This window comes from Pseudomonas sp. GD04091 (assembly GCF_029836165.1).
Lineage (GTDB): Bacteria > Pseudomonadota > Gammaproteobacteria > Pseudomonadales > Pseudomonadaceae > Aquipseudomonas.
The window spans coordinates 70,295-93,501 of the sequence record NZ_JAOEBG010000011.1; the positions used below are offsets into that span (position 1 = coordinate 70,295).

The following is a 23,207-nucleotide window of genomic DNA, read 5'->3' on the forward strand; positions in this document are numbered from 1 at the left end:
GTCTGGATGATGCCGAAAGATGGATCGCCAAACCCGCCCCGCTACCGGGGCGGGAGGCGTGGAACTCAAGCCTCGGTGGCGTACTTGGCCAGTTGCGGGTCGCTCTTGAGCACGGCCAGGGTGTTGCTGTGGACAGACTCGGCAGTCACATCGGCGCTGCTGAAGATCTGCTGGAAGTGCTCGTGGGTGACGGCTGCGAAGTGCGCGCGGTCCTCAGGGGCCACGCCGAGGACCACGGCGTAGGTGGTCAGGGCTTCGCCCTCACCCTTGGCCATGTCTTCGGACAGCTCGTTCATCATGCCGTTCATGGCGAACCAGGACTTGCCGCCATAGGTGAGTGCGGCCTTGGTCGAGCAGCCATTGGTGCCCGAGGTCATGCCGAAGGTTGCGTTACCGGAAGTGCCGTTGGTGGTGGATGCCAGGAAGTGGGCCGGGGTGCCGCGCTGGCCCTCGAACAGCAGGTTGCCCCAGCCGCAATTCGGGCCGCCCGGCGCTTCGGCCATGGCGTTGATCGAGACAGCGGCGAACAGAGTACCCAGAAGAATCCGTTTCATAGCGTTGTTCTCTTTCTCAAGTGTCGTACCAATGGTCAGGGTTCTGGCAACGCGGTTGCCAGGGCGGGGAGACAAAACCATCCCCCTGCGCAGCTTGGAGTTTAGGCACGATCCAAAGGTTGCGTTGTTTATTGCGAAAAATTGCTTGCGCTAAGCGCCTTGTTGGGCTGCGACATAAAGTCCCGTGGAGCCTTGCAAGCAGCGCGCTGGCAGCGCCAGAATGCCTCTCATCCGCCCCGCCGAAGTAAGGAAACCCAATGCCCGATCCTGTCGCCTCGCGCCTGCGTCTCGCGCCCGAAGCCCTGACCCGGCGTTTCTCCGCTGAACAGTTTGCTTTTTCCAATACCGACGATCTGGAGCCGTTTCGTGGTGTCCTGGGCCAGGAGCGTGCCGTAGAGGCCCTGCAGTTCGGCGTGGCGATGCCGCGCCCCGGTTACAACGTGTATGTGATGGGCGAACCCGGCACGGGCCGCTTCTCGTTCGTCAAGCGCTACCTGAAGGCCGAGGGCAAGCGTCAGCTGACTCCGGCCGACTGGCTCTATGTCAACAACTTCGAGGACTCCCGCGAACCACGCGCCCTGGAACTGCCGGCCGGCAGCGCCCATGAGTTCATCAGCGACATGAACGGGCTGATCGACAACCTGGTGGCGACCTTCCCTGCCGTGTTCGAACATCCCTCCTACCAGCAGAAGAAGGGCGCCATCGACCGGGCCTTCAACCAGCGTTACGACCGCGCCCTGGACGTGATCGAGCGAGCCTCCCTGGAGAAGGACGTGGCGCTGTACCGCGACAGCAGCAACGTCGCCTTCACCCCGATGGCCGACGGCAAGGCACTGGACGAAGCCGAATTCGCCCAGTTGCCCGAAGAGGTGCGCGAGCGCTTTCATGAAGACATCGGCGAGCTGGAAGAGCGCCTGAACGAAGAGCTGTCCAGCCTGCCGCAGTGGAAACGCGAGTCGAACAACCAACTGCGCCAGCTCAACGAAGAGACCATCACCCTCGCGCTGCAGCCGCTGCTGGCGCCGCTGTCGGAAAAGTACGCGGAAAACGCCGCGGTGTGCGCCTACCTGCAGTCGGTGCAACTGAACCTGTTGCGCACGGTGGTCGAGCAACTGGTCGACGACAGCAAGACCGACGCCGTGGCGCGCAAGATGCTCGAGGAGCAGTACGCGCCCAACCTGGTGGTCGGCCATTGCGGCAACGGCGGCGCGCCGGTGGTGTTCGAGCCGCACCCGACCTACGACAACCTGTTCGGCCGTATCGAATACAGCACCGACCAGGGCGCGCTGTACACCTCTTATCGCCAACTGCGCCCCGGTGCGCTGCACCGCGCCAATGGCGGCTTCCTCATTCTGGAAGCCGAGAAGATGCTGGGCGAGCCCTTCGTCTGGGATGCCCTCAAGCGCGCCTTGCAATCGCGCAAGCTGAAGATGGAATCGCCGTTGGGCGAGCTGGGTCGTGTCGCCACCGTGAGCCTGACGCCGCAGATGATCCCGCTCAGCGTCAAGCTGGTCATCATCGGCTCGCGCCAGCTGTACTACGCGCTGCAGGACCACGATTCGGACTTCCAGGAGATGTTCCGGGTGCTGGTGGACTTCGACGAAGACATGCCCATGGTCGACGAGAACCTGGAGCAGTTCGCCCAGTTGCTGCGCACGCGCACCAACGAAGAAGGCATGGCGCCGCTGACCAGCGACGCGGTCGCGCGCCTGGCCACCTACAGCGCCCGCCTGGCGGAGAACCAGTCGCGCCTGTCGGCGCGCATCGGCGACCTGTTCCAGCTGGTCAGCGAGGCGGACTTCATTCGCCAGCTGGCCAATGAGGACATGACCGACGCCGGGCACATCGAGCGCGCGCTCAAGGCCAAGGCCACACGGACCGGACGGGTGTCGCAGCGGGTACTCGACGACATGCTCGCCGGGATCATCCTGATCGACACCGAGGGCGCGGCGATCGGCAAGTGCAACGGCCTGACCGTGCTCGAGGTCGGTGATTCGGCGTTCGGCATGCCGGCGCGGATCTCGGCCACCGTCTATCCAGGGGGTAGCGGTATCGTCGACATCGAGCGTGAGGTCAACCTGGGGCAGCCAATCCACTCCAAGGGCGTGATGATCCTTACCGGCTACCTGGGCAGCCGCTATGCCCAGGAGTTTCCGCTGGCGATTTCGGCGAGCATCGCACTGGAGCAGTCCTACGGCTATGTGGACGGTGACAGCGCCTCGCTGGGGGAAGCGTGCACGTTGATCTCGGCGTTGTCGCGCACCCCGCTCAAGCAGTGTTTCGCCATCACCGGTTCGATCAACCAGTTCGGTGAGGTGCAGGCGGTCGGCGGGGTCAACGAGAAGATCGAAGGTTTCTTCCGCCTTTGCGAGGCCCGTGGCCTGACCGGCGAGCAGGGCGTGATCATCCCGCGCGCCAACGTCGCCACGCTGATGCTCGACGAGCGTGTGCTGCAGGCTGTCGAGGCCGGCCGCTTCCATGTCTATGCCGTCAGTCAGGCCGACGAGGCCCTCAGCCTGTTGGTGGGCGAGGAGGCCGGGGCCTTGGACGACAAGGGCCAGTTCGCCGAGGGCAGCGTCAACGCCCGGGTGGTCGAGCGCTTGCGGGAGATTGCCGAAATGATCAGCGAGGAAGAAATCAAGGAGGCCGAGAAGGAGCGGCTGGAAGAGGTCATCGCCCAGGCCAAGCCTGCATAAGTCAATAAACCGGCGCTGGCGGCGAAGTGCTACCGTTCAGCGCCAGTTTTCTAACTTGTTCCACAGGTCGGCTACAGTGGAACTTAAGGACGCTATCAGGGTTCAGGATGGAAACAGCCTGACGGTTTCAGGCTGAACAGGGCTTTACAGAGGGGACGCCGCCATGCGCAACCTCAGCCTCACCCGCCAGTGCCTGGGCCTGGTGACCCGCATCGAATGCAGCATCCGTCCGCTGGCTGGCGACAACGGTATGTGGACCTTGCTGTTCGCCGCCGGCATGGCCGGCGAACAACCCTCGGCGATCAAGGCCCAGGGGCCGTTCCATGGCCCTCAGGTGGCCGAGTCGGTGATGAACGCCATCGTCGACAGCCTTACCCTTCATGGTTACCAGGTGGCCGAGGATCCGCAGATCTGGTGCCTGCACCTGCAGGCGCAACTGCGCCGGATCAATGGCGAGCGCTGCCGCAATCTCGGGGATTATCAGTTCCATCCGGAAACCTGAGCGTCTTCCCTGTAGAAGATCGCCCAGCCCTTTGGGCTGCGTTGTCGCGTAGCGAATTGCCCCCTGAGGGAGCGGCCTTGCCGAGGCGTCGGACCGGTCGGAAAGGGGCGCGCAGCGGCCTCAGGTTCTGAGCCACCATCAAAGTTGCCGGGGCTGCTGCGCAGCCCTTTCGCGACGCAAGGCCGCTCCTACAAACCGGCCGCAGGCTTTTGCTGTCACAGGTGGCTGGCTATACTCGCCCTCGCTTTTCCCGCCACTTCACGAGTCCTCTACTGTCCATGGAACGTATCCTCGAAAACGCGATGTATGCCTCGCGCTGGCTGCTCGCCCCGATCTACTTCGGCCTCTCGCTAGGCCTGCTGGCATTGGCCCTGAAGTTCTTCCAGGAAATCATCCATGTCCTGCCCAACGTCTTCAGCCTCGCCGAGGCCGATCTGATCCTGGTGATCCTGTCGCTGATCGACATGTCGCTGGTCGGCGGCCTGCTGGTGATGGTGATGATCTCCGGCTACGAGAACTTCGTCTCGCAGCTGGACATCGACGAGAGCAAGGAAAAGCTCAACTGGCTGGGCAAGATGGACTCCTCGTCGCTGAAGATGAAGGTCGCCGCTTCGATCGTCGCCATCTCTTCGATCCACCTGCTGCGGGTGTTCATGGATGCCCAGAACATCTCCACCGACTACCTGATGTGGTACGTGATCATTCACATGACCTTCGTCGTCTCGGCGTTCGTCATGGGTTACCTGGATCGCATCAGCAAGCATTGATCTGATGTTTCTTCGCGGGCTTGCCCGCGAATGAAGGCGAGGCGGCGCAACTGACGAGCGGTGCCTTGCCTAATTCCAGGTTCCGTACAAAAAATGAGCACTCATGCGTGGTTCCAGCAGCGAGGTACGCCCATGAACCTGCATCAGCTCAATACCGAGGCCAGGGCTGGCCATGTCGACGAACTCAACCTGATCGCCATCGAAGGCGGTGACTATCTGCTCGAGGCCCGGGTCAAGGGCCGTGCCCATCCCCTGGACGACCCCCGCGGCCGACGCTTGCGCGTGCATTCGGTCGAAGATGCGCGCTTGCTTCTGCAATCGATCCCCTTGCTGTCGATGAACCTGGTGCACTGGTCCGTGCAGGACGAGATGTGCGGCATGGGCACGCATCCGGAAGAAGACCTCAAAGTCCCGATTTCCCAGCGTTCGGCCTGGTAGCTGCTTCGCGCGGCGCCAGTGTGCTAGGCTGCTCGCCCTTTTCATCAGGGCGCGGTTGCAGTGCGCCCTAAAGCGGAGCAAGCCAATGTCCGAACTCAATCTGTCCACCGACGAATCCCGCGTCAGCTACGGCATCGGCCGTCAGCTGGGTGGCCAACTGCGCGACAACCCGCCACCAGGCGTCAACCTCAATGCCATCGTGGCCGGCCTGACCGATGCCTTCAACGGCGCCGACAGCCGCGTCAGCGAAGAAGACCTGTCGGCCGCCTTCAAGGTGATCCGCGAAGTGATGCAAGCCGAAGCCGCCGCCAAGGCCGAAGCCGCCGCTGCCGCCGGCAAGGAATTCCTGGCTGACAACGCCAAGCGTGAAGGCATCGTCACCCTGGCCTCGGGCCTGCAGTACGAAGTGCTGACCGCCGGCGAAGGCGCCAAGCCATCGCGTGAAGACAACGTGCGTACTCACTACCATGGCACTCTGATCGACGGCACCGTGTTCGACAGCTCCTACGAGCGTGGCCAACCGGCCGAATTCCCGGTCGGCGGCGTGATCGCTGGCTGGACCGAGGCCCTGCAGCTGATGAACGCCGGCAGCAAATGGCGCCTGTACGTGCCGAGCGAGCTGGCCTATGGCGCCCAAGGCGTCGGCAGCATCCCGCCGCACAGCGTGCTGGTGTTCGACGTCGAGCTGCTCGACGTTCTGTAATGCCTGATCGCGGGGCAAGCCCGCTCCCACGCGGTGGTAGGGTATCTGTGGGAGCGGGCTTGGCCCGCGATGCTTTTCAGTTCCAATCCGTTCCCCCCGGGCGCAACGCCCGCGCATAGCAGAACAGAAACAGATTCCTCACCAGTTCCTTGAGCACCCCCGGCTCACTCGAATTCAGTCCCGTGAGGTCCAGGTCACCCTGGTCACGCAGCTCATCGAGCGCGTCCTCCTCGAGCACGGCGCACACTTCGCCGGTCTCGCGGTGCAGGATGCGCAGGTAAGGGTGGGGGCGGTCGAGCCAGGCGTCGATCAGATAGGTCATGGCTATTCTCCTTGGATAGCGGTTCCAATGAGAATAATTCTTATTATCAAAATAGCAAGAGACTATTGGAAGAATTCTTCCGAATGGCGCGGGTGATCCTGTTGCAGGATCTGTCAGGGCTACCAGGCAGGTAGCCCCGAAGAGGCGAGCATCAGACCTTGCGCACGAACTCGGACTTGAGCTTCATCGCGCCGATGCCGTCGATCTTGCAGTCGATGTCGTGGTCGCCATCGCACAGGCGGATGTTCTTGACCTTGGTGCCGACCTTGACCACCAGCGACGAGCCCTTGACCTTGAGGTCCTTGATCACGGTGACGGTGTCGCCGTCCTGCAGGACGTTACCGACCGAATCCTTCTTCACCACGTCGTCGCTGGCCGCTTCGGCTTCGCCGTTGGCCGACCATTCGTGGGCGCATTCGGGGCAGATCAGTTGGGTGCCATCCTCGTAGGTGTATTCGGAGTTGCATTGGGGGCAGGGTGGCAGAGTGCTCACGGCTTTTCCTTTCAAGTACAGACGGACAAAGGCGCACATTGTATAAGGTTTTGTGCTTGTATGCACAAAAGCATCGCGGGGCAAGCCTGCTCCCACGCCAGTGCACATCATGGCGTGGGAGCGGGCTTGCCCCGCGATGAGGGTTTGCGATCAGTGCGTGCGCGCGACGGCGAACTCGCTCAGCTCGACCAGCGCATCCCGGTACTCGCTGGCCGGCAGCACTTCCAGGCAGGCGATGGCGCGGGCGACATAGTCGCGGGCCATCTGCGCGGTGTAGTCGAGGGCGCCGGAGGCTTCGACGGCCAGGCGGATCTGCTCCAGGTCCTCGAGGCCGCCTTTCTGGATCGCCTGGCGTACCAGCGCGGCCTGTTCGGCGGTGCCTTCGCGCATGGTGTAGATCAGCGGCAGGGTCGGCTTGCCTTCGGCCAGGTCGTCACCGACGTTCTTGCCGAGGGTCTCGGAGTCGCCCTTGTAGTCGAGCAGGTCGTCGACCAGTTGGAAGGCCACGCCCAGGTGATCGCCGAAGGTACGCAAGGCTTCGCGCTGCTCGTCGCTGGCGCCGGCCAGGGCCGCCGCGCTGTGGGTCGAGGCCTCGAACAGCATCGCGGTCTTGCCGCGGATGACGTCCATGTAGATCTCTTCGGTGGTGCTGGCATCGCGCACGCGCGACAGCTGCAGCACTTCACCCTCGGCGATCACCCGGGTGGCCTTGGACAGGATCTGCATGACCGGCATCGAGCCCAGCTCGACCATCATCTCGAACGAGCGCGAATAGAGGAAGTCACCCACCAGCACGCTGGGCGCATTGCCCCACAGGGCGTTGGCGGTGGAGCGGCCACGGCGCATGCCGGACATGTCGACCACGTCGTCGTGCAGCAGGGTGGCGGTGTGCAGGAATTCGATGGTCGCCGCCAGCAGGCGCAGGTCGTCGCCCTCGCGGCCCAGGGCCTTGCCGCACAGCAGCACCAGCAGCGGGCGCAGGCGCTTGCCGCCAGCGGACGTGATATAGTCGCCGATCTTCGATACCAGCGGCACGCGCGAGGTCAGCTGCTTCTTGATGATCTCGTCGACGGCGCTGAAATCGTCAGCTACCGCGCGGTAGAAGGTTTGGGGTTGCATCGGCTGCTCCATTGAGGTTGCGCGGCATGCTAGGTCGCGGGTCCCGGTGTGTCAAGGCGCGGTGCCCGTGGGGCCTGGCCGCCCCTTGCAAGCATTTATAGGGTTGCGTACAATCGCGCACCCTAACTTTCCTGGGCAGCACCTGCCTTACGCAATTGCACAGGGCCGTTCCAGCCCCATGCAGCCATGCCAGCCAATACTCATCATATAAAGCGCTGGGTGAGCAGGATTATCGGAGATTCAAAATGTCTTACGCAGTAATCGTTACCGGCGGCAAGCAGTACAAAGTCGCTGAAGGTGAATTCCTCAAGATCGAGAAACTGGAAGTCGCCACTGGCGAATCCGTGACCTTCGATCGCGTTCTGCTGGTCGCCAACGGTGAAGAAGTCACCATCGGCGCTCCAGTCGTTGCTGGTGCTAAAGTAGTGGCCGAAGTCGTTTCGCAAGGCCGCCACGACAAGGTTCGCATCATCAAGTTCCGTCGTCGTAAGCACCACATGAAGCGCATGGGCCACCGCCAGTGGTTCACCGAAATCAAAATCACCGGTATCCAGGCTTAATCGCCCCGATCCCCTGAATTTATTGGAGAATTGAACCATGGCTCACAAGAAGGCTGGTGGTAGTACTCGTAACGGTCGCGACTCAGAATCGAAACGCCTTGGCGTGAAGATGTATGGTGGCCAGGTTATCAAGCCGGGCAACATCATCGTCCGTCAGCGCGGCACCGAATTCCACGCTGGCTACGGCGTTGGCATGGGCAAGGATCACACCCTGTTCGCCAAGATCGAAGGCGTGATCAAGTTCGAGAAGAAAGGCGAGTTCATGCGCCGTTACGTGAGCATCGTCGCCGCTTAATCGCGACGTCGCTCCAGAAGCCCCGTCATGCGACGGGGCTTTTTCGTTTGTGGTGAGCCTCTTGCAAAGCTGTTTGTATGGGCTGCCGGCGTTGGTTTCTGGTTCGTACGGGGCCGCCGCGCTCATCTTTGCAAGAGCCTCAGGTTTTCTGGTTTTCGACTCGTCATCCGACGAGAGGCGGTTTTGAATGAAGTTTGTAGACGAAGTATCGATCCGGGTAAAAGCCGGTGACGGCGGCAATGGTTGCATGAGCTTCCGCCGCGAGAAATTCATCGAGAACGGCGGTCCCAACGGCGGTGACGGTGGCGACGGTGGCTCGGTGTTCATGGTGGCCGACGAGAACCTCAACACCCTCGTCGACTATCGCTATACCCGTCACCACGAAGCCCAGCGCGGCTCCAATGGCGGCAGCACCGACTGCACCGGCAAGAAAGGCGACGACCTGTTCCTGCGCGTGCCGGTCGGCACCACCGTGATCGACGCCTCCACCCAGGAAGTGATCGGCGACCTGATCACCCCGGGCCAGAAGCTGATGGTCGCCCAGGGCGGCTGGCACGGCCTGGGCAACACCCGCTTCAAGTCCAGCACCAACCGTGCGCCACGCCAGACCACCCCAGGCAAGCCGGGTGAGCAGCGCGACCTGAAGATGGAAATGAAGGTCCTGGCCGACGTCGGCCTGCTGGGCCTGCCGAACGCCGGCAAGAGCACCTTCATCCGCTCGGTCTCGGCCGCCAAGCCGAAAGTCGCCGACTACCCGTTCACCACCCTGGTGCCGAACCTGGGTGTGGTCAGCGTCGACCGCTGGAAGAGCTTCGTCATCGCCGACATCCCCGGCCTGATCGAAGGTGCCTCCGAAGGTGCCGGCCTGGGTATCCGCTTCCTCAAGCACCTGGCGCGTACCCGCGTGCTGCTGCACCTGGTCGACCTGGCGCCGCTGGACGGCAGCAGCCCGGCCGATGCCGCCGAGATCATCATCAACGAGCTGGCGCAGTTCAGCCCGGCGCTGGTCGATCGTGAGCGCTGGCTGGTGCTGAACAAGGCCGACATGATCATGGACGACGAGCGCGACGAGCGTGTCAAGGAAGTGGTCGAGCGCCTGAACTGGGACGGCCCGGTCTACGTGATCTCGGCCATCGCCAAGCAGGGCACCGAGAAGCTCAGCCATGACCTGATGCGCTATCTCGAGGACCGCGCCGACCGCCTGGCCAACGACCCGGCCTATGCCGAGGAACTGGCTGAGCTCGACCAGCGCATCGAGGACGAGGCCCGCGCCCAGCTGCAAGCTCTGGACGACGCCCGCACCCTGCGCCGTACCGGCGTCAAGAGCGTGCACGACATCGGCGACGATGACGACTGGGATGATTTCAAGGACGACGAAGACGGCCCGGAAATCATTTACGTGCGCGACTGATCGGTTGCAGTACACTAAACGCCGCTCTCTGGAGCGGCGTTTTTGTATCCACGGTATCTACAGATTCGACATAGGTTGGAAGAGAAGATGCGAAGCAAGGTGACTGGCGCCAGGCGCTGGGTCGTGAAGATCGGCAGCGCGCTGCTGACCGCCGACGGCAAGGGGCTCGATCGGGGCGCCATGGCGGTCTGGGTCGAGCAGATGGTGGCCCTGCGTGAAGCGGGCGTGGAACTGGTGCTGGTCTCCTCCGGGGCCGTGGCGGCTGGCATGAGCCAGCTGGGCTGGAGCTCGCGACCGAGCGCGATGAACGAGCTGCAGGCCGCGGCCTCGATTGGCCAGATGCGCCTGGTGCAGGCCTGGGAGTCGAGCTTCGGCGAGCATGGCAAGCACACTGCGCAGATCCTGCTGACCCATGACGACCTCTCCGACCGCAAGCGTTACCTCAACGCCCGCAGCACCCTGCGCACCCTGGTCGACCTGGGCGTGGTGCCGGTGATCAACGAGAACGACACCGTGGTCACCGATGAGATTCGCTTCGGCGACAACGACACCCTGGCGGCGCTGGTGGCCAATCTGGTGGAAGCCGACCTGCTGGTGATCCTCACCGACCGCGACGGCATGTTCGACGCCGACCCGCGCAACAACCCCGAAGCCCAGCTGATCTACGAAGCCCGCGCCGACGATCCTTCGCTGGACGCCGTGGCCGGCGGCACCGGCGGCGCCCTGGGCCGTGGTGGCATGCAGACCAAGCTGCGCGCCGCTCGCCTGGCTGCCCGTTCCGGTGCCCATACCATCATCATCGGTGGCCGTATCGAGCGCGTGCTGGACCGTCTTAAAGCCGGCGAGCGCCTGGGTACCCTGCTGTCGCCCGAGCGCGGCATGCTCGCCGCGCGCAAGCAATGGCTGGCTGGTCACCTGCAGACCCGTGGCACCCTGGTGCTCGACACCGGCGCCGTGCAGGCGCTGCGTCAGGCCAACAAGAGCCTGCTGCCGGTCGGTGTGAAGACCGTGCAGGGCAGTTTCCGCCGCGGCGAGATGGTGGTCTGCGTCGGCCCCGATGGCCTGGAAGTGGCCCGTGGCCTGGCGAACTACAGCGCCCTGGAGGCGCAGAAGATCATCGGTCAGCCGTCCGATGCCATCGAGAGCCTGCTGGGCTATAGCGCCGAGCCGGAGCTGGTTCACCGCGACAACCTGGTCCTGGTCTGAGGAAGCTGACGTGTTGAAAAGGATGATTGCCGTGGCGTTGGCGCTGCCGATGCTGGCCGGCGCCGAGGAAATCGGCCAGGTGTCCACCGTGTTCAAGTTCGTCGGGCCGAACGATCGCATCGTCGTCGAGGCATTCGACGATCCGAAGGTGGAGGGGGTGACCTGCTACCTGTCGCGGGCCAAGACCGGCGGCCTGAAAGGTGGCCTGGGCCTGGCCGAAGACCGCGCCGAGGCGTCGATCGCCTGTCGTCAGGTCGGTCCGATCAACTTCAAGGGTGAGTTGAAGGATGGCGAGGAAGTGTTCAAGGAGCGCACCTCGCTGGTGTTCAAGACCATGCAGGTGGTGCGGTTTCTCGACAAGAAGCGCAACACGCTGGTGTACCTGGTTTACAGCGACCGCTTGATCGAAGGCAGCCCGCAGAACGCGGTGACGGCGATTCCGATCGTGCCTTGGGCGCAGTGATAACCGACTAAAAGCGGGAGGCCTTCGGCCTCCTTTCGCGACACAAGGCCGCTCCTACAGTGGAGTACGTATATCCCTGTAGGAGCGGCCTTGTGTCGCGAAAGGGCCGCAAAGCGGCCCCCATACACCGAATCAGGCCAGTTCCTCGGCCTCATCCTCGCGCACGATCGCCTTCACCTCGTCGCGACGGCTGATGTACTTCCAGTCCGCCTCATCGATGTAGATGCCGTTCGGCCCGCTACCGCCTTCCAGATCGATCGCCACCCGCGCCGACACCTGCGGTTTCACGCTCGCCAGGATCGGCACGAAGCCCAGCTGTTGGCTGGTCTCCAGCAGCGCGGCCTGGTTGCGTTCGTCGATGTCCGCCGCCTCGTCGAGGTAGTACGGCAGGCGAATGCGCCCGGCGAGGTCGCGGTCCATCAGGTGCAGCAACAGGTACATGTTGGTCAGCGCCTTGATGGTCATGGTGGTGCCGTTGGACGCGGCACCGTCGATATCGGCGTGGATCACCGGCTGGCTGTTGATCTTGGTGATCTCGAAGGCCAGTTCGAACAGGTCCTTCAGGCCCAACTGGTTGTGGTTGGCCGCCACCAGTCGCGCCAGGTACTCCTTGGCCTCTTCGTTCTTGTGATCCTGCTCGGCGCTTTGCGTCAGGTCGAACACCGACAGGGTCTCGCCTTCCTCGTACTGGCCGGCGCTGTGGATGATCTGGTCGATGTGCTTGAGCGCTTCCTTGTTCGGTGCCAGCACCACGCGGAAGCTCTCCAGGTTCGACACCTGGCGCTTGTTGATCTCGCGGTTGAACAGCGCCAGCTGGTGCTCGAGGCTGTCGTAGTCGCTGCGGATGTTGCGCAGGGTCCGGGCGATGTCGGTGACCGCCGCGCGACGGGCCTTGGCCAGGGTCAACGCTTCCTCGGTGCGGTGCGAGTAGGCGTTGATCAAAAGCTGCAGGCGGCGTTCCATGTCGTCTTCGCTGTCGAACTTGGCCACGCCCTTGAGGCGCACCTGGGCGTACAGCGCCTCGATCTGGTTGTCCACGCGCTGCAGCGCCTGCCAGCTGTCCTGGTAGTCGTTGAGCAGTGGCAGCAGGTTGTCCATGGAGTCGTCGATCGCTTCCATGAACGGCGTGCCGAACGGCAGGTCGGCCGGCAGCAACTGGCGACGGCGCAGGGCGTCTTCCAGGGTGCGCTGCTTGGCTTCCAGGTCGGCGATCTGCCGGCCCACCAGCTGCAGCTTGGCCGAGAGCTGCTGGACGCGTTCGGTGAAGGCGTCGCTGGAGCGCTTGAGCTCGTCCTGGGCCGCTTCCAGCTGGCCCAGTTGCTCCATCTTCTCCGGCTCTTCGGCGGCCAGGGTCTCGGTGCGGCGGAAGTCTTCCAGCGCCTTCTGCGCATCCAGCACCTGCTGGTACAGCGCTTCGGTCTGTGCCTTGCTGGCGGCGCGGTCGAGGGCCACGGCCTGCTGGGTCTTGAGCTGCTTGAGCTCTTTTTCCAGACGCTCTTTCTGGTCACGCAGGGCGGCGCGGTCGGCCAGGGCCTGCAGGGCCGGCGGGTCGATGTGCGAGATGTCGATGGACAGGCCCGGCACCTCGAAACGCTCGCCCTTGAAGCGGTCGAGCACGCCTTCGAGGGTCTTCACCCACACGTCGCTGTCGTCCAGCTCGATGCCACGGTCGCCCAGCGGCAGGCTGAACAGCGCGCCGTTGAACAGGCGCATCAGGCGGTCGACGTCCTGCTGCGAGAACTCTTCGCGCAGGCGGGCATAGCTGTTGTTGTCGGCGTGGTCGAGTTGCAGCTTGACTGCTTTGACGCGTTTTTCCAGGTCACGCACGCGCTCGTCGAGGTCCTCGGCGGAGAACTGTCGCGACTGGGCCAGGGCGCCGGCCAGTTCGTCGTGGGCGTCCTTGGCGGCCAGCAGTTGCTGCTCCAGCACCTTGACGTCGGTGACCAGGGCGAAGCGGTGCTTGAGCACCGACAGCTCGCCGAGCCAACGCTGGATACCGGTGATCTCGCGTTCCAGGCGCATCAGCTCCTGGGTGCCGCCACGTTGGTCGTTCTGCAGGCGGTCCTGCTCGCCACGGTAGTGCTCGGCCTGGATGGTCAGCTCTTCCTTGCGCGCCATGGCGTATTCCTGCCAGGTGCCCAGCAGGTTGTCCAGCAGCGGCGAGATGCGGTGCAGCTTGCCGCGCAGGATGTCGCGCTGGGCCACGCCGCCGGCCAGGGCCTCGACCAGTGGGCCTGCGGCCACCAGGGCGTTGTAGTCGCCCTCCATGCGGCGCACGTCGCGGAAGGCCTCTTCGCAGGCGGCGATGTAGTCGACGCTGCCCGAGCGCAGGCTGTGTTCGAAGGCATCGAGGAACAGCTGCTTGAGCTTGGCGGCGGTGATCTCGCGCATGTGCAGCAGGTTGATGAACAGCGCGCGGAAGGTCTTCAGGCTCTGCTCGCTGGTCGAGCGCAGCGGGATCAGGGTCAGGTCCAGCGGCACCGAGGTGTGGCCGCCGACCAGCAGCCGGCGCAGTTCGTCCGGCTTGAGCTCGTAGGCTTTCAGGCCATGGCGCTCGAGGTTGGTGAACAGCTCTTTCTGGCGCAGGCAGGTGTCGTCTTTCTGGTAGTGGGCCAGGTCCAGCTCGCCCTGGTAGGCGAAGAACTGGTGGCCGAAGCCGCCACCCGGGCCACGGCCGACCACGCCGATCACGTGGGGGCCGTGGGGCAGGTTCAGCTCGCAGAGGATGTAGCTGGTGTCGGTGGCGAAGTAGAAGCGGCGTGACTGCTCCAGGCTGTACTTGCCGAAGCTCATGTCGGACATGCGCGCCAGGATCGGGAACTGCAGGGCGTTGATCGACGCCGACTTACCCAGGTTGTTGGCGCCATAGACCGACAGCGGGTGTTCCAGGGGGAACAGGCCGAGGCTGTAGCCGGCGGTGTTGAGCAGTGCGAAGCGGCGGATGCCGTAGCGTTCCTGGCTCATGCGTCAATCTCCTGTTGCTCTTCGCGGATCGCCCGGGCCAGGGCATCCTCTTCGCTTTCCTCACCGTCGAACGGCGTGAGGTCGAGCGGGTCGTCGGTGCGGTTGAGTTCTTCGGGCGTCTCTTCGACCACCAGCACGGGCACCGGCAGCGGCAGGTCGCTGTGCAGGGTGGCGGCGAGGTCGCGGTCCTGCTGGACCGACAGGCACACGTCGAGGAAGCGGTGCATCGGCGGCATGAAGCGGTAGATGCCGCCTTCCTCGAAGGCGAAGCCCAGCTGGGTCATGCGGCGCATGATCTTTTCTTCGAGCTCCTCGACGGTCTGCACTTCGGCCTGCAGGAACAGGTCGCGGTACTTGTCCAGCAGCGACGGCAGCTCGTCGCGGCCGATGCTGCCGCCGTCGAGCACGGCCATCGGGTCGCGGCCCTGGTCGGCCAGGTGCTCGACCAGGATGAAGGTGAACAGCGACAGGCGCTGGGCGGTCTTGTTGACCTGCGCGGCGGCCTGTTCGGGGACGAAGTAGTAGAAGCCGCGGGTATCGCAGACCAGCTCGAAGCCCAGGGCCTTGAACAGGGTGCGGTACTGGTCCTGGAAGTTCGACAGCTGGGCGTACAGCTCCGGATCGCGGCGGCTGATGTGGAAGCCCTTGAACAGCTCGCGGAAGATCGGCGCGAGCTGGGACAGTTCGGAAAGATCAAGATGCATGGACGGGGCTCGCGGTGGATTCGGTCGTGGTCGCCGGTTTGCTTTCGCGGCTGGAGGTCAGGGCGAAGGAGCGCAGGCTGACCAGGTGTTCGCGGGTGAGGTATTGCTGGCGATCGAGGCGCTCGCGGCTGAAGCGCTTCTCGCGGGACAGGCGCGAGAACCAGTACAGCAGTTCGTCGGTGGCGCCCTCGGGCTCCTGCTCCAGCAGCCAGACCATCAGGTCCGGCAGCGGCAGGGCGTCCTCGCAGCGCTCGAGCATTTCCTTGACCGTGCGCGGGGCGCGGGGCAGCGGGCCCTTCTGGGTCTTGTGCGCCTTGGGGAAGCGCGCAGGCTTGGGCTCGAAGCGGGCCAGGGCGTAGACGTAGGCCTCGACCTGGCTGGCGCTGCCGAGGAAGGTGCTCTGCGGGCGGGTGAACAGCGGCATGGCGGCCTGCGGCACGGCGTCGATGCCCTTCTTGCGGATCACCGACAAGGCCAGCGCGGCGCCACGGGTCACGGCGTTGTGCCGGCGTGCTTCTTCACGCAGCGGCAGCAGCAGTTCGCGGGCGTGACGCAGGGTCAGCTGGGCGCTGGTCTGCATCTCGAGGATGCGCGCGTGGGTGCGCAGCAGCATGTCGTCGTCGACCAGGTGGCCCAGGCGCGCCTGCTCGCCCAAAAGGCGCAGCAGCACGGTCTCGACCTTGCGCACGCCCTGCTCGAAGGCGCCGTCGGCGTTGACCAGCTGGATCATCGGCTCGACGTACTCGTCCCAGGTCGCCAGCACTTCGGCGTAGCGCTGGCGCAGGGGGATCTGCCGGTTGCTGGTCTTGGCCCGTTCGGCCACGGCGACCAGCGCCTGCTCGTCGTTGTCGAGCTTCTTCAGTACGTCGCGCACGCGCATGTCGAGCAGGCGCAGCTGGCGCGCCAGGTCGTCGCTGTCGCGGTTGTCGAAGGCGTCCTGGATATGCCCGGCCAGGCGCTCGAGGTGGCGCAGGTAGGCTTCGATCTCCAGGCACAGGCCCAGCCGGTGTTCACGGCGCAGGTAGGCGAGGAAGTCGTGGATCTGCGCGTTGAGCTCGAAGCGGTTCGGGCTCTTGGCCACCGGGACCAGGATGTCCAGGCGGATCCACACGTCGAGCAGCTGGGTGATGTCCTGCGGGGTGCTTTCCACCTGCTGGCGAGCCAGCTGCTGGCGCAGCTCGACCAGGCTCAGGGTACCCTGGTCGAAGCGCTCGCACAGCGGCTCGATCAGGGCCCAGTGTTCGGCTAGGGCGCGCAGGACGCGCTTGGGTTCGATCATTGGCGGGTCGACTCGTTGCCAAATAAAAGGGGCGATTGTACTGCATCCGGGGGGGAGGATTTCACCCCTTGGTCTGTTATGGGGATAACCCTGAGGCTTCAGGGGGTATTCACTGGCTGATCATGGGCCGTGGGAGCGGGCTTGCCCCGCGATGGCTGACAATCTGTTGCGGCGCATCCCGGGCAACGGCGTTAGAATGCCCGCCTGATTTCATCCACCGGATACCCGTGCCTTGCTGATCGAGTCCCGCCGCCGCGCCTACCTGTCCGCCATGCAAGTGGTGCACTGGCTGCCGCGCGCCGAACTGCCGTTCGCCGCCCCGTCGCGGCCGGAGCTGCTGGCGCCGGTGACGCCGGTCGAGGACCTCGATTTCGACGTGCGCCCGGCCGCCCCGGCCCCCGCGCCAGCGCCGAGCGAAGCTCCGGCGGCGCCCCAGGCGCGCGCGGAGCGGCCGAAGATCGAGATCCCGCGTCCGGGCAGTGCGGCAAAACCGGCCGCCAAGCCGGCCGAAGCCGAGCAGGAGGCCCCCACGCCACGCCCGGCGCCGGTTCCGCCCCCGCGCTTCGCCCTGCAGTTGCTGCGCGCCGGTAGCTGCCTGCTGCTGGTGGAGCTGGCCACCGGCCAGCCGTTCCAGAGCCGCGACCCGTCGTACCTGCTGCTCAAGGACATGCTGCGCGCCGCCGGGCTGCCGGACGCGCCGCAGATCATCGGCGAGCCGGTGCGCTGGCCGCTGTTGATGCGCGGCAACATGGACCAGGGCCCGGATGCCGCCCGGGATTTCGTCCAGGGCTTTATCGCCGCCCGCCTGGAAGAAGCGCCGTGCGCCTGCCTGTGGCTGATCGGCCTGCCGGCCATTCGCTTCGCCGGCCAGGCCGACGCCGAAGCCTACTACCAAGAACTCAAGGTCGACCTGCTCGGCGATGCCTGGGCCTTGCCCGGCCTTGAACTGTTGATGGACGAGCCGCAGCGCAAGGCGGACGTCTGGAAAGCCATGCGCCAGCTGATGGCGCGCTGGAAGCGCGTTGAATGAGTGACTCGATCAGTTTCCGCCCGGCGACCGAGGCGGATCTGGATGCCCTGCTTAAGATCGAATATGCCGCCTTCAGCCACCCCTGGACCCGCGGTATCTTCCAGGATGCGCTGAAATCCTACGAAGTGTGGTTGATGTTCGACGGCCAGCAGCAGGTCGGCCATGGCGTGATCAATGTGATCATCGACGAGGCGCACCTGCTCAACATCACCGTCAAGCCGGAGAACCAGGGCTGCGGGCTGGGTCTGCGCCTGCTCGAGCGCCTTATGGCGCGGGCCTATGAACTCAATGGTCGCGAGTGCTTCCTCGAGGTGCGTGCCAGCAACCAGTCGGCCTATCGCCTCTACGAGCGCTATGGATTCAACGAGATCGGCCGGCGCCGTGACTACTACCCGATGGCGGGTGGGCGGGAAGATGCGCTGGTGATGGCCTGTACGCTGCTCGAAGACTGAGCGCCATGCCTTGTAGGAGATCACTCAGCCCTGCGGGCTGCGCTGTCGCGCAGGGAACCATCCCCCAGTGGGAGCGGCCTTGCCGAGGCGTCGGACCGGTCGGAAAGGGCTGCGCAGCAGCCCCAGCAATTTCGATGGTGGCTCGGAATCTGGGGGCGCTGCGCGCCCCTTTCGCGACGCAAGGCCGCTCCTACAGGGGGCGCGTGAGCAGTCGGCTCAGATCTTCGGCTGTTCCACATCGATCGGTTTGCGCAGATCCCGCAGGCTGCGCGTCACCGTCCCGGTATTGCACTTGGCCGCCGCCTGTTCCGGCGTCATGTTGCGGATGGTGCGGTAGAACAGCTCGCAGGTCTGCTTCTTCTGGGTTACCTGCCACTTGCTGGTACAGGCCTGCAGGGTGAGCTTGGCGTCAGCTTGCGGGTTGCGGCCCATGCCGGCCTGCCAGCAGGCGGCGGAGAGGTCCTGGCCCATCATCTTCAGGCCTGCGGCGTCGGCCTTGTCCTGGTCGCCGTCGTAGCTTTTCGGATCGGCGGCGTACCAGATCGCGCTCGGGTGGTTGGCGCCCAGTACGGGGACCTTGGCGCTGTCCGGCTCGGGCGTGATGCTGACCAACCCCAGCACGTTCACCTTCGGCCCATACTGCTGCTGGATCCAGGCGCGCACCGGCGCGCCGAAGGCCACCATCGGCAAGGCGCCTTTGCCGTCGTGGGTCAGGGTCACTTCCTTGACCATCCGCACCTGGTAGTCGTTGAAGTAGTCGTAGACGCCTTCCAGGTCCTTGCCCGCGCTGGCGGGCGCGGCGATCGGGGCGATGTCGACGATGGTCTGGTAGGCCGGGGTCTGGGTGGCCTCGACGCCGTTGAAGGTCAGCAGCTGCGCCCAGCGGTCGGTGGTGTTGGACTTCAGGTAGTCCTGGTAGCGGGTCAGCGAATAGTCCGGCGGGAAGTGCAGCAGTTCGATGCTGCGGCGGTTCTCCAGGGCCATGCCCAGCGGCAGGAACAGGGACCAGCTGTAATCCCAGCCACCTTTCTGGTTGAGCCGGGTGGCGCCCTGGTAGGCCAGCTCGCCGCTGTCGAGCAGCTTGCGCAAGGGTTCGGTGTAGCGGGGTGGCACGCCCGTGATGCTGGCGTGCAGCTTGTCGTTGTCGCGGTTCACCTTCACCTGGGCGTTGGCGTAGCCGTCGCGCTGCACGCTCTGGGTCAGGTAGTGCTCGACGGTCTGTTCCAGGGTCCAGTCGCGGTAGCAGATGACGTTGCAGTTGTTGGGGTAGGCGAACAGCCGAGTGACCCGCTGGGCATCGCCCAGGTCGATCTGCGCGTCGGCCATGGCCAGGCCGCTGAAGGCGAGGGCGGCCAGGCCCGATACAGCAATCTTGTGCATGCTTAACTCCTTGTCAGTGGCCGCCAGGACGGCGGGCGCCCATGGTGGATGAAGAGGTGGGGGCATGAAAAGCGGCAAGGCATGGCTATTGGCCGGCGTGTTGATCGGTCTGGGCGCGGCCCACGCAGACGAGCGGGACGTGTGGATGTTTGCCCAGTGGGCAGGGGATCACGAGAACCGCAGGTTCCGTGAAATGTTGGTGGATGCGCGGCTGTATGGGGTGGTGCCGATCCACCAGTTGCTGCGCTCGGCTTCGGATTGGCGCCTGTGCAAGGCCTCGCCGTTCGCGGTGCCGCCAGCGAGCCACTGGCCGGCGGTGCGTTCGACGCTGTCGCTGATCAGGACGCTGGACGAGCAGGGCATCCTGCGCCAGTTCGAAGTGGTCTCGGCCTATCGCGACCCGCGTCTGAATGCCTGTGCCGGTGGTGCGCCGAGCAGCGCGCACATGCGCGCCTTCGCCGTCGACCTGCTACTGCCGCCCTGGGCCGATCCCAACCCGCTGTGCCGCTTCTGGCAGCAGCATGGCGCGGCCTGGAACATGGGGCTGGGCCGTTATCCCTCTGGACGCATCCATCTCGATACAGCCGGTTACCGCACCTGGGGCGGTGATGGCGGCGCCGGTTCGTCGTTCTGCAGCAAGCCCAGCTGAGCCAGGCAAGCCTGGCATTCGCCGCTGACCCACTGCGCAAAGCATTGGCGCTTGCTGCCGTCATCCAGCGGTTGCGGGCTGAGCAGGTGATAGCCGGAGCCATCGCGTAGGAAGCCGAAAGGCGCCTGCAACTGGCCATTGTCGAGTTCGTCATGGACCATCAGCGCCGAGGCGATGGCCAGCCCCATGCCCGCGCCGGCGGCCTGGATCGACAGGTAGAAGTGTTCGAAGTCGCTGCGTTGCCGTTGCCGGATATCCTGGCCGCTCAGGCGCAGCCAGGTCGCCCAGGCATCCGGACGGGTGGCGCTGTGCAGCAGGCGCTGGCCCTTGAAGCCTGGTGTGGCGACCGGGCCTATCCATTCATCGCAGATCTTCAGGCTGTGCAATCGGCGGTCCCAGTGGAAGTCGTCGCGGCGCAAGGCCAGGTCGATGCCGCCGCGCAGGAAATCCACCGGTCCGCCTGCCGCCACCAGGTGCAACTGCAGGTCGGGATGTTCGGCATGCAAGCGCGGCAGGCGCGGGATCAGCCAGCGCATGGCGATGGTCGGCTCGCAGGACACCACCAGCACATTGTCGTGGGGTGCTTGTTGCAGGCGCTGCACGGCACCTTCCAGCTGCTCGAAGATCGCTTGGGTGGTGCCGTGCAGGTCGCGTCCGGCGTGGGTGAGGAAGATCGCCCGGTTGCGGCGCTCGAACAGTTCCACCCCAAGGCTTTCCTCGAGCAGGCGCACCTGGCGGCTGACGGCGCCGTGGGTGACGTGCAGCTGTTCGGCGGCGCGCACGAAGCTTTCGGTGCGGGCGGCGATGTCGAAGTAGCGCAAGGCGGTGAGGGGAGGCAGTTTCATGCGCTGGCCTGTTTCGAGTGCGGCGTAAAGCATCGTCGGAGCGGGGTAGCCCCGGGATTGGCCGCTCGGCTCAATGAAAATAGGTGAGTAAAACTAGCAGATTCCCTTCACTATTAATCGTTTTCTACTCATTCGTTCCAACAGGATAATCCCATCTTCCGTGAATTTTCATCGAGGATACCTGTTCGTGAGCGAACTCATCGCCGTCGCCCTCTTTACCATCCTGGCCGTCATCAGTCCTGGCGCCGATTTCGCCATGGTCACCCGCAGCAGCTATGCACAGGGCCGCAAGGCCGGGCTCGCGGCGGCGGTGGGCATCGCCCTGGGGGTGCAGGTGCATGTGCTGTACACCGTGCTCGGCATTGCCGTGATCATCAGCCAGAGCCCGTCGCTGTTCCTGGCGATGAAGGTGGTGGGCGCGGGCTATCTGATCTACCTCGGCTACAAGTCGCTGACCAACACCACGCGCATCAGCCTCGACGGCCTGGCGCCCAGCCAGGCAAGCGTGGCCAGCGCGCTGCGCACGGGCTTTCTGACCAACGCGCTGAATCCCAAGACCATGCTCTTCGTGGTCAGCGCCTACACCCAGGTGGTGCAGCCTGGCAGCCCGCTGGCGCTGGACTTCGCCTATGGCGCGTTCATGTCCTTCGCGCACTGGGTTTGGTTCAGCCTGGTGGCGGTGTTCTTCTCCAGCAGCGGGCTGCGTCGGGCGATGATCGAGCGGCAACTGCTGGTCGACCGGGTCATCGGCGTCGCGCTGATCGGGCTGGGGCTTGCCGTTGTCGTCGCGGGTGTTCGTTAAGCTTCGACGGGCAAGGGATTGTGTCCTGGCATGGCTCCATGCTAATGATAGGTATTCCTATTTGCGTCCGGCTTGTCTTGTGTCCGACCCCGCAGCTGACCTCTATCGCACCAATCACCGGTGGCTCTGTGCCTGGCTGTACAGGCGGCTGCATTGCCCGCACGATGCGGCTGACTTGGCCCAGGACACCTTCCTGCGTGCGCTGGATGCGCCGCAATTGAACAGCATCGACCAGCCCAAGGCATTTCTGGCCACGATCGCGCGGCGTTTGCTGAGCAATCTTTATCGGCGCCGGGCCCTCGAGCAGGCTTATCTGGATGAGCTGGCGAGCCTGCCTGAGCACTGCCACCCCTCACCTGAGGAGCTGGCCTTGGTGCGCGAGGCCTTGGCCGAGATTGACCGGTTGCTCGATGGCCTGCCAGTGCGCGCACGTCAGGCATTCATCCTGCATCGGCTGGAAGGCCTGAGCCAGCCGGTGATCGCCGAGCAGTTGGGGATCTCGCTGGCCACGGTCGAGCGTGATTTGCGCCGGGCCTTCCTGCATTGCCTGGGCCTGACACCATGACGGATCTCGAGCAGGCCACCCGCGATGCGGTGGACTGGTTGCTGCTGCTGGAGCGCCTTCCTCCGGAGGACGCAGCCCACGCCAGCTTTCGCCAGTGGCTGGAGCAACTCCCGGTGCATCAGGTGGCCTGGCAGCGCGTCAATGGGGTGCTGGCGGCACCATTGGCCGATCTGCGTGGCAGCGGTCAGTTGCCAATGGCCGCCCGGGCCTTGCGCAGTGGTGCGCAGGTCTCGCGGCGCCGGCTCGTCGGAGGAGGGCTGGCCGGCCTGCTGCTGGCGCTGGGCGGCGCTGCCTGGCTCAACCGTCTGGCGCCGCTGGACCAGTTGTTCGCCGACCTGCGCACAGGGACTGGCGAGCGCCGAAGCTTTTCGCTGGATGACGGTAGCCGTGTGACGCTGGATGCGCGCAGCGCGGTCGATGTGCGCTCGGTCGGCACAGTGCGCGAGCTGTACCTGAAGGCCGGTGCCATGCTGCTGCAAGCGGCTGCGCAGGCGGGCGAGCCGATGACCGTGCGCTGTCGCGACGGTCGGTTGCAGTGCAGTGGCGCGACCTTGGTACTGCGCCAGCAGCAGGCCGCGACCGTGCTCGGCGTGCAGCAGGGTTGCGTGCTGCTCACCACCGGATTGGGCGACAGTCAATTGTTGCAGGCTGGCCAGGTGGTGCGTTTCGACCGCCAGCGGATCACTGCGCAGGCGGCCTCGTTGTGGTCGCGCAGCACCTGGGCACAAGGTTATCTCGAGGTGCGCGACGAGGCGTTGGGCGAGGTGGTGGAGGCGTTGCGACCTTATCGGGCCGGGCTGCTGCGGATCAGTCCGCAGGCGTCGCGCCTGCGGGTCTACGGCAGCTTCCCGCTGGCCGAGGTGGAGCGCACCTTGCTGGCGCTGGCGCAGACCTTGCCGATCGAGGTTGCCAGCAGCGGTTTCTGGCTGACGCGCATCGAAATGAAAAACGCGTGAGGGGATTGCGGGTCTGGCGTGTCCTGTCTGCAACATCCACTCACTTTGAGCG

At 64.8% G+C, this 23,207-nt stretch carries 25 protein-coding genes; 16 read left to right on the forward strand and 9 right to left on the reverse strand.

Annotated elements, in window-relative coordinates; genetic code table 11:
* Window positions 1-65: 65 nt before the first annotated feature.
* Window positions 66-554, reverse strand: a complete 489-nt coding sequence (locus N7422_RS15180) for a DUF3015 domain-containing protein (RefSeq protein WP_279807299.1) — start codon at window positions 552-554, stop codon at window positions 66-68.
* A gap of 257 nt (window positions 555-811) precedes the next feature.
* Here N7422_RS15180 and N7422_RS15185 point away from each other — a divergent pair, with 257 nt between their 5' ends.
* The 5 genes from N7422_RS15185 to N7422_RS15205 all read left to right on the forward strand — a co-directional run bounded on the left by N7422_RS15185 (window position 812) and on the right by N7422_RS15205 (window position 5,660).
* Window positions 812-3,250, forward strand: a complete 2,439-nt coding sequence (locus N7422_RS15185) for an AAA family ATPase (RefSeq protein ID WP_279807300.1) — start codon at window positions 812-814, stop codon at window positions 3,248-3,250.
* Window positions 3,251-3,413: 163 nt separating this feature from the next.
* Window positions 3,414-3,752 carry a hypothetical protein gene (locus N7422_RS15190; RefSeq protein ID WP_279807301.1) on the forward strand — a complete coding sequence of 113 codons (339 nt, stop codon included), beginning with the start codon at window positions 3,414-3,416 and terminating at the stop codon, window positions 3,750-3,752.
* Window positions 3,753-4,030: 278 nt separating this feature from the next.
* Window positions 4,031-4,519: a TIGR00645 family protein gene (locus N7422_RS15195; protein ID WP_279807302.1), complete on the forward strand. Its 489-nt coding sequence runs from the start codon at window positions 4,031-4,033 to the stop codon at window positions 4,517-4,519.
* Window positions 4,520-4,651: 132 nt separating this feature from the next.
* Window positions 4,652-4,957: a DUF6482 family protein gene (locus N7422_RS15200; protein ID WP_279807303.1), complete on the forward strand. Its 306-nt coding sequence runs from the start codon at window positions 4,652-4,654 to the stop codon at window positions 4,955-4,957.
* A gap of 85 nt (window positions 4,958-5,042) precedes the next feature.
* Window positions 5,043-5,660 (forward strand): FKBP-type peptidyl-prolyl cis-trans isomerase, encoded by a 618-nt coding sequence (locus N7422_RS15205; protein WP_186661735.1) that lies wholly within the window; start codon window positions 5,043-5,045, stop codon window positions 5,658-5,660.
* 76 nt (window positions 5,661-5,736) lie between these two features.
* Here N7422_RS15205 and N7422_RS15210 read toward each other — a convergent pair whose 3' ends face one another.
* The 3 genes from N7422_RS15210 to N7422_RS15220 form a co-directional block, all read right to left on the reverse strand.
* The gene (locus N7422_RS15210) at window positions 5,737-5,982 is read right to left on the reverse strand and encodes a hypothetical protein (RefSeq protein WP_028691179.1); all 246 of its coding nucleotides are present in this window, start codon (window positions 5,980-5,982) and stop codon (window positions 5,737-5,739) included.
* Between the two features lie 151 nt (window positions 5,983-6,133).
* Window positions 6,134-6,475 (reverse strand): zinc ribbon domain-containing protein YjdM, encoded by a 342-nt coding sequence (locus tag N7422_RS15215; RefSeq protein WP_046857186.1) that lies wholly within the window; start codon window positions 6,473-6,475, stop codon window positions 6,134-6,136.
* Window positions 6,476-6,625: 150 nt separating this feature from the next.
* Window positions 6,626-7,594: a polyprenyl synthetase family protein gene (locus N7422_RS15220; protein ID WP_279807304.1), complete on the reverse strand. Its 969-nt coding sequence runs from the start codon at window positions 7,592-7,594 to the stop codon at window positions 6,626-6,628.
* 245 nt (window positions 7,595-7,839) lie between these two features.
* On the opposite strand from N7422_RS15220, the gene rplU reads away from it, so the two are divergent.
* The 5 genes from rplU to N7422_RS15245 all read left to right on the forward strand — a co-directional run bounded on the left by rplU (window position 7,840) and on the right by N7422_RS15245 (window position 11,529).
* A complete protein-coding gene (rplU, locus tag N7422_RS15225; protein WP_003247466.1) occupies window positions 7,840-8,154 on the forward strand; it encodes a 50S ribosomal protein L21 in 315 nt (104 codons plus the stop codon).
* A gap of 37 nt (window positions 8,155-8,191) precedes the next feature.
* Window positions 8,192-8,449 carry a 50S ribosomal protein L27 gene (gene rpmA, locus N7422_RS15230; RefSeq protein ID WP_003247464.1) on the forward strand — a complete coding sequence of 86 codons (258 nt, stop codon included), beginning with the start codon at window positions 8,192-8,194 and terminating at the stop codon, window positions 8,447-8,449.
* Between the two features lie 187 nt (window positions 8,450-8,636).
* On the forward strand, window positions 8,637-9,860 hold the full coding sequence (gene cgtA, locus N7422_RS15235) for an Obg family GTPase CgtA (protein ID WP_279807305.1): 1,224 nt from the start codon (window positions 8,637-8,639) through the stop codon (window positions 9,858-9,860).
* 87 nt (window positions 9,861-9,947) lie between these two features.
* On the forward strand, window positions 9,948-11,066 hold the full coding sequence (gene proB, locus N7422_RS15240) for a glutamate 5-kinase (protein ID WP_279807306.1): 1,119 nt from the start codon (window positions 9,948-9,950) through the stop codon (window positions 11,064-11,066).
* 22 nt (window positions 11,067-11,088) lie between these two features.
* Entirely contained in the window at window positions 11,089-11,529 is a 441-nt protein-coding gene (locus N7422_RS15245) for a CreA family protein (protein ID WP_279807365.1), read from the forward strand.
* Between the two features lie 132 nt (window positions 11,530-11,661).
* Here N7422_RS15245 and mksF read toward each other — a convergent pair whose 3' ends face one another.
* Genes mksF through mksB form a run of 3 tightly spaced genes read right to left on the reverse strand, consistent with a single transcriptional unit; the run spans window position 11,662 to window position 16,476 of the window.
* Window positions 11,662-14,493 (reverse strand): Mks condensin complex protein MksF, encoded by a 2,832-nt coding sequence (gene mksF, locus N7422_RS15250; RefSeq protein WP_279807307.1) that lies wholly within the window; start codon window positions 14,491-14,493, stop codon window positions 11,662-11,664.
* Window positions 14,490-15,197, reverse strand: a complete 708-nt coding sequence (gene mksE, locus N7422_RS15255; RefSeq protein ID WP_279807308.1) for an Mks condensin complex protein MksE — start codon at window positions 15,195-15,197, stop codon at window positions 14,490-14,492. The genes mksF and mksE overlap by 4 nt, the downstream gene beginning before the upstream one ends.
* A complete protein-coding gene (gene mksB / locus N7422_RS15260; RefSeq protein ID WP_279807309.1) occupies window positions 15,187-16,476 on the reverse strand; it encodes an Mks condensin complex protein MksB in 1,290 nt (429 codons plus the stop codon). The genes mksE and mksB overlap by 11 nt, the downstream gene beginning before the upstream one ends.
* A gap of 232 nt (window positions 16,477-16,708) precedes the next feature.
* Here mksB and N7422_RS15265 point away from each other — a divergent pair, with 232 nt between their 5' ends.
* Window positions 16,709-17,506 carry an energy transducer TonB gene (locus tag N7422_RS15265; protein ID WP_279807310.1) on the forward strand — a complete coding sequence of 266 codons (798 nt, stop codon included), beginning with the start codon at window positions 16,709-16,711 and terminating at the stop codon, window positions 17,504-17,506.
* Complete coding sequence (gene rimI / locus N7422_RS15270) at window positions 17,503-17,958, forward strand: ribosomal protein S18-alanine N-acetyltransferase (protein WP_279807311.1); 456 nt, start codon at window positions 17,503-17,505, stop codon at window positions 17,956-17,958. Before N7422_RS15265 ends, rimI begins: the two co-directional genes overlap by 4 nt.
* A 216-nt stretch (window positions 17,959-18,174) precedes the next feature.
* On the opposite strand, the gene N7422_RS15275 is transcribed toward rimI, so the two are convergent.
* Window positions 18,175-19,338 carry a hypothetical protein gene (locus N7422_RS15275; protein ID WP_279807312.1) on the reverse strand — a complete coding sequence of 388 codons (1,164 nt, stop codon included), beginning with the start codon at window positions 19,336-19,338 and terminating at the stop codon, window positions 18,175-18,177.
* Window positions 19,339-19,402: 64 nt separating this feature from the next.
* On the opposite strand from N7422_RS15275, the gene N7422_RS15280 reads away from it, so the two are divergent.
* Window positions 19,403-19,987 carry a D-Ala-D-Ala carboxypeptidase family metallohydrolase gene (locus tag N7422_RS15280; protein ID WP_279807313.1) on the forward strand — a complete coding sequence of 195 codons (585 nt, stop codon included), beginning with the start codon at window positions 19,403-19,405 and terminating at the stop codon, window positions 19,985-19,987.
* Here the strand turns inward: N7422_RS15280 and N7422_RS15285 are convergent.
* Complete coding sequence (locus N7422_RS15285) at window positions 19,927-20,832, reverse strand: LysR substrate-binding domain-containing protein (RefSeq protein ID WP_279807314.1); 906 nt, start codon at window positions 20,830-20,832, stop codon at window positions 19,927-19,929. The two genes, N7422_RS15280 and N7422_RS15285, sit on opposite strands and share 61 nt — an antisense overlap.
* 187 nt (window positions 20,833-21,019) lie before the next feature.
* Between N7422_RS15285 and N7422_RS15290 the strand changes: the two genes are divergently transcribed.
* From N7422_RS15290 to N7422_RS15300, 3 genes are all read left to right on the forward strand, one after another.
* Complete coding sequence (locus N7422_RS15290; protein WP_279807315.1) at window positions 21,020-21,634, forward strand: LysE family translocator; 615 nt, start codon at window positions 21,020-21,022, stop codon at window positions 21,632-21,634.
* A gap of 79 nt (window positions 21,635-21,713) precedes the next feature.
* The gene (locus N7422_RS15295; RefSeq protein WP_279807316.1) at window positions 21,714-22,199 is read left to right on the forward strand and encodes a sigma-70 family RNA polymerase sigma factor; all 486 of its coding nucleotides are present in this window, start codon (window positions 21,714-21,716) and stop codon (window positions 22,197-22,199) included.
* Entirely contained in the window at window positions 22,196-23,155 is a 960-nt protein-coding gene (locus N7422_RS15300) for a FecR domain-containing protein (RefSeq protein ID WP_279807317.1), read from the forward strand. The genes N7422_RS15295 and N7422_RS15300 overlap by 4 nt, the downstream gene beginning before the upstream one ends.
* Window positions 23,156-23,207 lie beyond the last annotated feature (52 nt).